The organism is Verrucomicrobiota bacterium, assembly GCA_039027815.1.
Taxonomy (GTDB): Bacteria; Verrucomicrobiota; Verrucomicrobiia; order Verrucomicrobiales; family JBCCJK01; genus JBCCJK01.
Map to the genome: position 1 here is coordinate 24100 of JBCCJK010000010.1, position 11898 is coordinate 35997.

Annotated in this window: 11 protein-coding genes; all 11 read right to left on the reverse strand. The window is 49.3% G+C overall.

Features of this window, described 5'->3' with window-relative positions:
* Positions 1 to 582: 582 nt before the first annotated feature.
* Positions 583 to 1467, reverse strand: coding sequence for a glycosyltransferase (locus tag AAF555_04585; protein ID MEM6910840.1), 885 nt, complete (start codon positions 1465 to 1467; stop codon positions 583 to 585).
* Positions 1457 to 2257, reverse strand: a complete 801-nt coding sequence (locus AAF555_04590; GenBank protein MEM6910841.1) for a hypothetical protein — start codon at positions 2255 to 2257, stop codon at positions 1457 to 1459. Before AAF555_04590 ends, AAF555_04585 begins: the two co-directional genes overlap by 11 nt.
* A gap of 403 nt (positions 2258 to 2660) precedes the next feature.
* On the reverse strand, positions 2661 to 4106 hold the full coding sequence (locus AAF555_04595; protein MEM6910842.1) for a hypothetical protein: 1446 nt from the start codon (positions 4104 to 4106) through the stop codon (positions 2661 to 2663).
* Between the two features lie 187 nt (positions 4107 to 4293).
* Entirely contained in the window at positions 4294 to 5088 is a 795-nt protein-coding gene (locus tag AAF555_04600) for a sulfotransferase family 2 domain-containing protein (GenBank protein MEM6910843.1), read from the reverse strand.
* 78 nt (positions 5089 to 5166) lie between these two features.
* Complete coding sequence (locus AAF555_04605) at positions 5167 to 6462, reverse strand: oligosaccharide flippase family protein (protein MEM6910844.1); 1296 nt, start codon at positions 6460 to 6462, stop codon at positions 5167 to 5169.
* Between the two features lie 38 nt (positions 6463 to 6500).
* Positions 6501 to 7310 carry a WecB/TagA/CpsF family glycosyltransferase gene (locus AAF555_04610; protein ID MEM6910845.1) on the reverse strand — a complete coding sequence of 270 codons (810 nt, stop codon included), beginning with the start codon at positions 7308 to 7310 and terminating at the stop codon, positions 6501 to 6503.
* On the reverse strand, positions 7307 to 8299 hold the full coding sequence (locus AAF555_04615) for an NAD-dependent epimerase/dehydratase family protein (protein ID MEM6910846.1): 993 nt from the start codon (positions 8297 to 8299) through the stop codon (positions 7307 to 7309). Before AAF555_04615 ends, AAF555_04610 begins: the two co-directional genes overlap by 4 nt.
* Before the next feature lie 15 nt (positions 8300 to 8314).
* The gene (locus AAF555_04620; protein MEM6910847.1) at positions 8315 to 9130 is read right to left on the reverse strand and encodes a WecB/TagA/CpsF family glycosyltransferase; all 816 of its coding nucleotides are present in this window, start codon (positions 9128 to 9130) and stop codon (positions 8315 to 8317) included.
* The gene (locus AAF555_04625; GenBank protein MEM6910848.1) at positions 9127 to 10311 is read right to left on the reverse strand and encodes a DegT/DnrJ/EryC1/StrS family aminotransferase; all 1185 of its coding nucleotides are present in this window, start codon (positions 10309 to 10311) and stop codon (positions 9127 to 9129) included. The genes AAF555_04620 and AAF555_04625 overlap by 4 nt, the downstream gene beginning before the upstream one ends.
* A gap of 499 nt (positions 10312 to 10810) precedes the next feature.
* Positions 10811 to 11335 (reverse strand): transcription termination/antitermination NusG family protein, encoded by a 525-nt coding sequence (locus tag AAF555_04630; GenBank protein MEM6910849.1) that lies wholly within the window; start codon positions 11333 to 11335, stop codon positions 10811 to 10813.
* 59 nt (positions 11336 to 11394) lie between these two features.
* The gene (locus AAF555_04635; GenBank protein MEM6910850.1) at positions 11395 to 11883 is read right to left on the reverse strand and encodes a hypothetical protein; all 489 of its coding nucleotides are present in this window, start codon (positions 11881 to 11883) and stop codon (positions 11395 to 11397) included.
* Between the last annotated feature and the right edge of the window lie 15 nt (positions 11884 to 11898).

An 11898-nucleotide genomic window follows, 5' to 3' on the forward strand; every position in this document is an offset into this window, starting at 1 on the left:
TCAGTGTATTCATAAAGACTATTCTTATCCCCAGCCAGGAAATAATCGAACGATCTAGACGTATAAAAGTGTTCATGCGTGGGGTCATTAAAGGCATCCAAATGTCTAAAATAAGGCACCATCACCAAGAACCGCCCACCAGGCTTAAGCACACGGTGAATCTCCTTGACTGCAGCCACCTGATCTCTCAAGTGCTCGAAAACACTTTGTGCAAATACCAAATCGTAACTCTCGCTCTCAAGGGGCCAAGGGAATCGATCAAGGTCATGAACCAGATCAACACTGGGCATCTGAAGGATGTCTACCCCGTAGGCACCCATGAGCTTATTAGCGCCCGGACCTATATGCAGAATCGAATCGGCATGTTTTTTCTCAAACTCAACTCGACCATCTACTCGATAGATCTCAGGTGCGTATATTGGCTTTCTATCCATAATTCCTGTATATCAGAATCCAACTAGTTGGCAAGAGCGCATGTGAAAGGTAACTCGAACCGGCGACTAGGTCAAGCCGTTGCTTTTCACACAAAACCTTATAGGGACGTGCCCAAAGGCGAATAAGCCTTGCGCCTTCGACGTTCATCTATTGGCGACCTTTGAATAAGAATTTTCTTAAGGAAAGCGGCATAAGCCGAACAGAGGCTATCAGAAACATTCTTACATAAGGCGCAATTGCAATCAGCCAGCCATTGAGGCCCCAAAATCGAGGAAAAAAGTAAGCCCTAGCAGGCCAATACAACGCGCTTCCTTTTTTCCTTCGATCATCCCAGAGCTCGCCCATTGGAATACTGCTCTGTATCCACGACTTTCTTTTTTCATCACGTTCATCTATCCCCTGACATTTCGCCGAGCCACTTACACATACCCTGAATCCCTCTTCTTTTGCTCTTAATGTATAATAAGAATCACCAAAATACTGAGGCAATTGTTTTTGCCTCAGATCACACCCAAGAGCATCAATCAGCATCTTCGAAAATACCACACAATTGCCATTTAGAGAATCGCACTCCAAGAACTCTTCTTCTGTTGGTAGACGAACCTTTCTCAAGCCCCACGCGACTTTGCTAAATCCTGAATAAACTCCGTAGAGACCAGTGAAGGTGACACCCCCAACGACCGAATCGGGGTAGTCATCGACAAACTTTGTGAGCTTTTCTAGTGTTCCCTCTTCAGGCAGACAATCGTCATTTAGCCAAATCACCCCCTTGCAATTAGATTGACTAATCGCCTCCCTCATTCCCAGCTCAGTTGCTCCCGCCCACCAGAGCTGACCATCTCCTTCCACGATCAACACCTCTGGAAAATGAGAACGAACTTCGTCAGCCGTCCCGTCGGACGATCCATCATCTACGACAATGACTCCATAAGAGAGGAATGCGCCGACAAAACTCAAGTTTTTAAGACACCTCATCGTAGTGTCTCGCCTATTATGAACCGGAATAATTATCCAATATACGCTATCTTTCATTCCTAATCATATGATTCGCTTGTGAGGAGAAGGCCCTTGAATAAAAATAATTAAAGAAGGCGAGCAGGGCACGAAGCTTGCCTCGCCTCTGCACACCACTCAACGGAACTTGTTCACTAAAGTGGGCCGAGGCAAGCTCATAAAGCACCCTATCAGCTACTTGCGTTTCCCAGACGACTTCATCATGCTCTGCGACCCATTTCATTTTTCTACCCACATGCCTCCGAGCCACGTTCTTCTTCTCCTTAATAAATGCTCGCCTCCAACCACAAATTTTTCCGAAATTAATTAAACTTTCATCATATTTTTCCGTGATTCCAATACGTAAATCCCGCTCCAGTAAACGCTCAAATGCTACGCTACCAGCCTCAGAGTCGAGCGGTTCGGAGACCTTTAGGCCGAGAATCGATCGTGTGGCTGTATTGTTAATTTCCCACTCGTTGCTACGCAGCAACTTCTTTATGTCAAATCCTTCGGGTGGATACCTCCATATGAGATTTCCACTCTTGCCTTCCCATACGTGCTGGCACATAGAACGAAGTCGCCTGAGTGGATTTCTAAGAAACAAAATACACTCGAGCTCGTCTACTTGTGGCAAACCTATATCTAAGGGAGCATGACCTGAAATCACATTTATTCTTTCGCCAATCTCTAGCCTTTCTCGCAGGCAATTCACATCGCCAGAAAGGTGTGTATTGCGGAGTGTAAATACTTTTGGACCGTATTGTTGTTGTAAAACTCTAACAAACGAAGTGCCTGCAGTCTTCGGTATATGGAGAAATCTTATCATCGCCGAAAATTTTAAAACAGCGTTACGCCATATCTCATGCTACTTGCTTTACCACTTCCATAGGATGTCTTTGGAGGCCTTCACGGGAATGATCGCTTTAGTTAGGCAGACGAATACTTCTTGTTTATCCAGCTCCCAAAAGAGTCCTAGATTTAATTTCTCCATTGACGAGCAGCTATTTCTGGAGGGATCTTCAAACAAGCTAGTAAGTAGGATACCTTTCTTTAGGAGCTGACCCATCAAACCTGAATATCTTTAATCAGACTAGGGATTAATTTACCGACTGCTATCTACCATAAAACGTGAGAATCTTAAATTTTATTCAGCCATACCATTCCAACATGAGTTCGATTTACAGACTAATCTAACAATGAACTTTTTGCCTCGATCTTCCAAAGAGAATCTACAGCAGTTCCTCACTCATTGAATGTTCTTCGCTACTCGCCTCCTCTTCGTTCTGTCTCCGAATTGCAAAAACAGCACCAGCGAAAGTCCCTAAGGCAAGACAAACCGGTTGCGCAAAAAGTCCGTACCCTGACATTAGCGCAGCAACCATAGAGATAGAAAATGCTGCACCAAAAATTGCAGCTAAACTGCGATGACTCGAATCTTTAATTGTTAGTATTGAGTGATGAAAGGCGAATCCGGTTGCGAACATAATAATGAACAGGCCCACCATACCGATCGCGCCATACTGCACCAGTATTGCTGTGACAGCATCATGATTTCGACCTTCTCCAATCCCAAAAAAAGACCAGTTTTTGGGATCTTTGAGTTCCAAATACCCTTCTAATCTAGGTGTGAAGGTTTGAATTGACCATTCCGGTGCAAGACCAAGAACCTTGCGATAGGTCTGATCAATTGCCGCTAAATTATTTCTCAACGTTCCGGCAAATCCTATTAAAAGCCCAAAAAAGCCCACACCCGCGATGTAGGCAACAACTGTTCCCAGCTTAGCCCGAAAAAAGATAAATGCAACTGGGATAAGCATGGCAACGATGATTCCAGTCTTCCCTTTAGCTACCACAACAGCCCATAAAATCAATGCGGCGGCACATCCATATAAGAGCCTTTTATTTTTCTCTGTTAGAAACAATAAGATCGCAAGCGCCGCAAAAGGCGCCATAACAAAGAAATTAGGAAGACCGGATCCAAGCCCAAAAACACGTGGTCTTTCGTAAGTATGGATAAACATTTGTGCGGTAGCTACCGGCGACAGACCGGTCTTTGCATACTCCCACTCAATGTGTGTGAACCCAAAATAGTGTTGCCTCAACGCCCACACACCCCAGAGGACTGCGAATAGAAGCTGAAACCTGATCAACCTCAAAACTGCCTCCCTCGTCCTAAAAAGCCCGAAGATGAGCCCACCAACGCCTAGATAAACGCCTGAATTAAAGCCGTTCTGCACCGCCCCAAAAAAGTCACCACGCAACATACCACCAGCAACGACTAAAAGCGCTATAACCGCTCCTCCGATATAAAACGACCATTCTGTCCACGAAGCAGGGCTAGAAAAACCATTTATCGAGGAGACAACCCGACCCAGATAAGTTGCGATCAAAGCGAGCATCACCACTATCATCACCTCCATAATCGTTAGCGGACTCGCTGACCCGTAGTAGACCGCCACCTTTTTGAGGTAGTCCGTTAAAAAAGCTTCAGCGATAACAATATGAACGCCAAGTCTCGGTTTCATAAAAGAAATCGCTGCCAAGCCAATTCCTCCCCATTTTACCAGATATGAAATTGCACTCGTCCCTGCCGTGAATGCATTATTGAGCAAATTGATTGCGACAATTAACGCCCCAACGAATATGATGACCGCGGCAATCCCTCGAGAATTCATTGATTCAGTATCTTGAAATCGAATGCTTTTTATTATAAGTGTAGCTGAACAATGAGGAAGAAACAGCGAATGTTTGCATTGACTGATTTGGTTGCTCTTTTCAGCGAGACTTTTTTAGTAAATTTATCACAACTCTTTATAGAGGCCGCTCTTCGGCAATCCGATCACACGCTGCTTGATGCCAAAGTCATCGGCATTTTGTGAGATCATAGGCAAAGCTCACAAGTTTGATATCGTGTTCGAAGAGCACAGAAAGCACTCTTCGCTTTGCGTCGCTTCCTTTCTCAAGCTTAGTAAATCGTGTTACTAGAGGCCAAAAATCTCCCCTGAGCATTTGCCAAGCAATATATCGACTCCCGCGGTAATGTCTTGCCGTATTAGCTTTCTTTGCAAGGCTTTTACTCCATCCGCATTCAGCACGTAACTGCTCAAGCCATCCCGATTTTCCAACATGAGAAACAGCATCGAAAGTATTGAGCGTATTTACAGCCCTCTCGAAATCCTCCTGATCGACAGCAGTTTCCTTCATTCCCACGCCTGAAAACAATCTTGTGTAATAGTTTTCAAAGGACCAGAGCTTATCCTCTGATCTTATATATTCTAGAAGGCTGCGAGCTGGGTGTCGGCGACGTTTCGAGACGAAATTGTAAGCAGACACCAGGCGCTCATACGGATCTCGAAGAGAGGTAATCGTGTAGACTCTTTCATCCTCAAAGAGCACATCAAAAGTCGGCGACCCCTCTTCACAAGCGACAAAGGTGACCCCATCACTTATCGTGTGATCGATAAACTCGGTAAGCTCACTCCGGCTGAAGGTCCAAAGAGGAATGACTCGGCCGTCGCGGGTTAGCGGATTGCCATTTCCGTGATTTTGGCACAGTCGCTCTCCATTGTTGATCGCTACCTTAACAATTGTAGATCCTGCACACTTTTGAAGATGCTGAAACCAAATTAGCTGACCCTTTTTTCGTAGGCTTAACATATATTAAAAAAGAGCGCTTACTTTTGGATTTGTTGTTGATTGGGTAACTGAGTTCCACTGAAAAAGCCAAGGATCTTTTTACAACTCGATCGGCAAGCGCTTTGGATGGCTCTGTTCTTCACGGCATTCGTGCACCTTATTGCGGTAGTGCATCCACAGCGAAAGGCCTTGGAGAACAATCACGATTAAGTAAGAGATGAGGGAGGCGATTGCTGCGCCTACTCCACCCTGCTCAGGAATAAGAATCAGGTTCAAAATCACGTTTGTCGCGCAGCCAACAACTGAACCCACAATAAGGCAAAACGCGCTGCCTGTCGAATTTGCCATGACGGAAACAAGGGGAATGAGAACGAGCGGGAGCACACAGGGAGCAAGCCAAGCCAAAAATACCGATCCGGCGACGAATTCCTCCCCAAAGAGCATCCTCAGAAGCGGGGCCGGGAATCCAGCATAGCACATGACGACAATCATCGACCAAAGAAGAAGAAAGCCACCCAGCTTGAGGAACAATGCCCAAGCCCGCTTTGCTGGCACCGATCGACTGCGGTTTTCTTGATACAGCAACGGGCCAACACCGTGAATCAAAAGAATTGGAAACATCGCGCCGAGCTCCAGTAGGCGGGCCGAAGCAGAATAGAGTCCAGCCTCTTCAACGCTTCGCATCGAAGCCAACATGACTTGATCGACCCTGGCATAGATTGCGACTAAGACCGCGATAACGGCCATCTGCAGTCCAGGAAAGAGCAATCGTTTCGCAAGATCGGCTACCCCGTCCAAATTCCCCTGTTGGACCTCGTTTCTCGACGCACGCCTCAGGAGCAAACCACGCAGCAACTGCTCACCCGAGTAAATCGATCCAAAGTAGAGAAGCCCGAATTCAAAGGCGAATCCGACAACAATACCAAGCAATGCGCAGGCTCCAGCTAGGACAGTGGATTTGGCGATGACAACCCCAAATCCTTGAAACCGAAGGTCGATTTGAGTGATCCCGACTACAATAGCCAACTGCGAGAGATAAAGGCACAGGACTAGCTCAACCGGCACGTCGGACAGCACGCCTGAATGGAGCGCGACCCACAAGACGGGTAGAAGCCCTAGCCAAACACTCAAGCGAATCAGAGCTCCAGCATGGAAAGCTGCACGAAGAGATCCTGTGGGAAGCGCAGCTAGCTCTCGTTGTAGAACTGGATCCAGCCCCATCGCGACAATGGCTCCAGCAACGCCGACCAAGCTTAGCCCCACATAGTATTCTCCGAAGCCCTCTGGACCCACCAAACGAGCAAGCAAGTAGGCAAAGATAAGGCCTTTGAGAAGCATGAACACCTTCTCGATTGCTAGCCAGAGCGAACTCTTAAGATACAGGCGATGCTTCAATCAGTGTCTACACTAGGCTTTCTCGAGGCTCCCTCTGATCAACTCTTGAGGCCTTCTTTGCGGATTCCCCTTATTATCAGCTCCCCCAAAAACCGTGGAACAATCTTTGCATAGCGAGGCAGCAACCTCCTCGGTTCAATCAAAGCCCGAAACATAAACTCCAACCCTGCTTTTTGTATCCAGCGAGGTGCCTGTCGCGTTTGCCCTGTGTGAATATCAAATGCCGCACCCACCCCAAAGCAAATAAAAGGCTTCGGTAGTTTTGCAGCATGACGGGAAAGAAAACCACGCATAAAGCGTTCTTGCTTTGGTGTGCTCAGACCAACCCAAAGGATATTCACCCCAAGGGTTCTGAATCCGTCGACGAGCTCGAGTTCTTCGCGATCCGTGAGCGCTCGAAAGGGTGGGCTATTCGACCCCACCACATCAATCGATGGAAATCGACGGGAAATCGTTTCCGCTAAGAGCTCCGGCACACCCAGAGCTCCGCCAAACAAAAATTGCTTCCAAGAAGCCATTCGGCTATCACTCAAAAGTCTCCACATTAGGTCGGGGCCGTAGACCCGTTCCATTTGACTGCTGAAACCCTTAGCCTTTCCGAGCCAGACAAGCGGCATTCCATCCGGGGTTGTTAGGAAAGAGCGATTGTGAATTTCCAGAAGGTCTTGATCATCTAGGGACTCCACAATTCCATGCACTCCCGTCACGGTAACATATCCCCGACGTTCTTCATCCAGCGCTTTAAAGACCTTATCCGCAGTCGTATCGAGCGTTAGAACACATACCCGCACTCCGAGAACATTGATCCTAGGATCGGGGTCCTGGTAGAGCTGCTTATCTTCAGTCACAGAACAATACTTGCCCCATTCTTCCTTCGCTGAAATTGCTCTTCAATCCAGATATAGGTAGGATCAATACCAGAACGGAGGTCGATCTCGGGCTGCCAGCCAAGAACAGATAGAATTTCTTGATTGTCGCTATTGCGACCACGAACACCCTGTGGGGCATCCAGCTGATATCGTCGCTCCACTCTGATACCTGCGACTTCTTCAACGAGGTCCACCAGGCGGTTGATTGTCACTAATTCGCTCCGTCCGAGGTTGATCGGTTCCGAGTGAGCGGAATTCATCAACCTCGCAATTCCTTCTAGGCAATCATTTATATACATGAACGAGCGTGTCTGCTCCCCGTCGCCCCAGATGATTAACTCGTCATGACCTGAATCCTTTGACTCTAGGACTTTTCGGCAGATTGCGGCAGGGGCCTTTTCCCGACCTCCATCCCAAGTGCCCCACGGACCATAAACGTTATGAAGACGAGCAATCCTAACTTCAAGATCAAAGTCTTCTTGAAAATGCCGACACATTCTCTCGGAAAAAAGCTTCTCCCATCCGTAGCCATTCTCAGGCATGGCAGGATAAGCATCTGATTCCTTTAGCGCGGTTACCGCTGACTCCTGCTGCCGGTAATCCGGATAGACACAAGCGCTGGAAGCATAGAAATATTTCTCTATTCCATGATCCTTAGCCGCCATGAGCAGGTGGGTATTGATAAGAACGCTCAACATGCAAAGAGCGCGATTGTTCTCAATGAAACCCATTCCGCCCATATTGCAGGCTAGGTTATATATTTCTTGGCAGCCCTCTGCTGCGTGGAAACACGCTTGCCTTTCCTCCAGATTAAGAACCCTGTTTTCTGCTCGTTGATGTCGCTGATACCACCTGTCCAAGGATTTATTGTCGACTGCCATGACTTCATTGCCATCACTCAGCAACTTACCAACGAGATGCCCACCAATGAATCCGCCGGCTCCTGCAATCAAAATTCTCTTAGGCATAGCGATGTCACCCCATTAGTAAAGCAGAGAACGAACGTAATAATAACAAAACAGGAAGTTGAACTTCAAATAACGTGACCCGAGGCGCCGAGGTTCCACCAACAAGCGAAACACCCATTCCAGCCCTGCTCTTTGGAGCACTCTAGGTGCCTGAGGGACCTGGCCTGCATGGAAAGCAAACGCAGCTCCAACCGCAAAATAGGCCGCAGGCGACAATTGGTTTTTGATGCGAGCCAATAACAACTCTTGCTTTGGGCAACCTAAGCCAATCCAAACCACATTGGCTTTGGATTCAGCGACCGAACGAGAAACAACAGCATCATCTGCCTCGTCCCATTTGCGGAATGGTGGGCAATGCATCCCTACGATAGGCGCTTTCGGATAGCGCTCTCCGAAGAACCTCCGAAGCGATTCCAGAGTTTCCTCTGGCCCGCCGATTAGGAAATGGCGGTCACTTCCCCGGGCATTCGAAGCTTGGAAAACCCGCAACATAAGTTCCGGGCCATAGACGCGATCCCTCAGCTTTTCCTCCCTTTTTTTCCCTTGATTCAGAGCCCAAACCAATGGCATTCCATCAGGACAAATGAGATCGAATTCTCTCATCGCTTCTCCAAAAGACTTTGAATGTCGAGCAAGCGTCGTGAGGTGCGTATTAGCCGCCGCAATCAAAAAAGGCTTTTCCTTGTTTTCGGATCGCCTCAGAGCGATTTCAGCCGCTTCAGCGTAGTTCGTTCTGGCAATGTTTAGCCCGAGAACCGTCTCGGTTTCTGGCAGCGATAATGAGCTCCTTTTGGGTTTCTCTTGGGACCTTGTAGAAGCATTTCTACTCATGAGAAAGCTCCTGCCGAAAAGTCATGTAAGACCGCAACAACATCGCTGCGCATCTCCTCTGTAAGCTCGGGAAAGATCGGAAGACTTAGGACCTCCCGCGCAACCTGTTCGGAAGCCGGAAGTGAGACTCCTGGAAGAGAAGCGCCTCGGAAACACTCCTGTTGATGAAGAGGAACCGGGTAATACACTTCGCAACCAATACCTCGGCCTGTCAGAAACTCCCGCAGTTGGTCGCGCTTGCCTTTGCCAGGAATTCGGATGGTAAATTGGTTCCAGACAGGCGTGCATCCGGGATGAACTGACGGAAGGATGATGGCATCTTCCTCCCTAACGATAGAGTTCTCATGCCCTTGTATTCTAGATGGAGGCCGCGAAGTGGCTGAATGGCTGAGGTTTTTATGGTAAAAATTTGCGTTGGTTTTGCGACGCTCAGTGTAGTCATCCAGGCTCCCCAGCTTGACCCGTAAGACAGCCGCTTGCAGGGGGTCGAGCCGGAAGTTTCCGCCGATTTCTTGATGGTAATATTTGGGCTCCATGCCATGCAATCTGAGTCGACGAAGTCTCGCCGCCAGGTCGCCATCGTTGGTAGTCACTAGCCCCCCATCTCCAAAGCCACCCAGATTTTTGGTTGGGAAAAAGCTGAAGGCCCCCAGATCCCCGAAGCCTCCGACTTGCTGGCCCTCGAAAGTGGCTCCGATGGCTTGGGCTGCGTCTTCGATGAGGGCCACTTCATGTTCACGGCAGAGGGCGACAATTTCCCTCATCGAGCAAGCTTGCCCGAATAGATGAACCGGGATGACCGCTTTGGTCCGCTCGGTGAAATGAGGTCTTAGGCTGGCTGCAGTGACGTTAAATGACTCCGGTGAAACGTCTGCGAAAACCGGAGTCGCTCCCAAACGAGCCACACAACCCGCGGTGGAAAAAAAGGTGAAGGCCGGACAAATCACTTCATCACCAGGACCGATATCCAGGGCCATGAGCGCCGCCAAAATGGCGTCGGTCCCCGAACTGACGCCGACAGCATGCTTGACTCCAATGTAGTCCGCGCACTCTTTCTCAAACGCTTCGACCTCTTCCCCCAAGATGAATCTTCCACTTTCAACCACGCGACTCATCGCTTCGCTGATCTCCGACCGGAGAAGCGCATTCTGCTGGCGGGCATCAAAAAGAGGGACAGCCATGGTCTTCGTTTCGAGAGCGCTTTGACTCAGTTGCCAAAGGAGGCACCCGAGTCTTCATCGCCCTCTCTCTTTTGAAGGCGTGCCCCTGCTCGGACTTCTACTCCATCATTCCCAAAGGAACGTTCCGGCCTCGCTTTTTTCGCAGCATTGACCACCCCATTTCCCTCCAGAAGCAAGGTCGCCAAACCAAAGGAGATCGCTCCAGAGGCCACAATCGCGACCATTCCGAGTGTCGCGATTTGTCCAACCCTCGGGCGAAAACGGGGAGGCTGCATTTTCACGTAAAAGAAAATCCAACCGCCGAAGGCAATCAATGCCACGCCCAGAGGAATCAAAAAAGCTGGTTCGGTAAACATCTTATTCAGGGCGACCCCCGCACCCTATCTCCATCACTACGCTTGGGACATGCTGCCGCCCTCGGACTTTTGCTGGGGCTGTTGGAGCAAGACCGAAAGGGCGTTCCGGATGCGTGAGCATTCCAGTAATTACGGAGTGTCGATCATCTTTCCTTGCCCGCAAGGAAAGATATTCGCTCAGCGGGATGGTCCACGCGACTTACTTTATCGAAGTCGACCTCCACTTCTCGCTCTTCCCCCAACCATTCCATGAGCACACGAAGTCTCTCGTGAGATGGCAGGACTTGGGTGATCAGCACTTGGATGCCCAAGAAGACTCCATCGGTGATCTGGACTTCTTCCCCTTCTTCGAAATGGGTGGGAAGTTCTACCAGGTCTTTCTCACCCAATTCAGAACGGAGATAATCGATGTCGTAGTCGGAGAGCTCCGGGATCTCATCACCAAAATGGACCAACCCGGCCACCCCTTGACCATACTGCACCGCCCGGCGGCTCTCCGCGAGATCGAAGCGAGCGAAGAGGTAACCCGGGAACATCGCCTCAGCGAACCACCGCTTCCCCCGCACCGTGCTCTTCTCGTAGCGGATGCGCGGACAAAAGGCCTCCAAGGACAAAGCCCGCCGAAGAAAGGCCGCTGCCAAGTGCTCCGACTTGGGTTTTGCTTTCACACAATACCACCGCTGCGGGCTTTCCTCAGGTTCTCGTAAGTTATCTCGTACCATGACTTCTAGCCCAAAAACCCTTTCACCATGGGCACCACTTGGTTCGCCCAACGATGCCATTTGCGAAGTTGATCGACGCGGCCTTTCAGGAAAGCCGCCGTCTCGCGATCCCCCTTGTTTTTGGTAAGCGTCCTCCCCAAATGATGCAGCCGCTCTTTGCCACTCAAAAGATGAGGCTGGATCTCTGACTCGAGAAAGCCTGAAACCAATTTTTTGAGCTCTGCCACCGCCACATAATGATCCCGGCGGTCTCCGGGGATGTAATTGGTCTGAATGGCTCCCAAATTTCTCAAGAATCGCACCCCTTGGCTGGCCGATCCCCGACTGATTCTCAAGCGTTGAATCAGGCGATCCAAATGCAAGGGCTCGGGGGAAACGTAGAGTAGCCCGTAAATTTCCCCAATCGACTTCGGCAAACCCAAGGCCCGCACCCCGCCCACGAAGAGGTCAATCACTTCGACCTCCAGGGCACTGAGGTCGTCAGGCGTTTCCATTTTGGCGCTGACCAT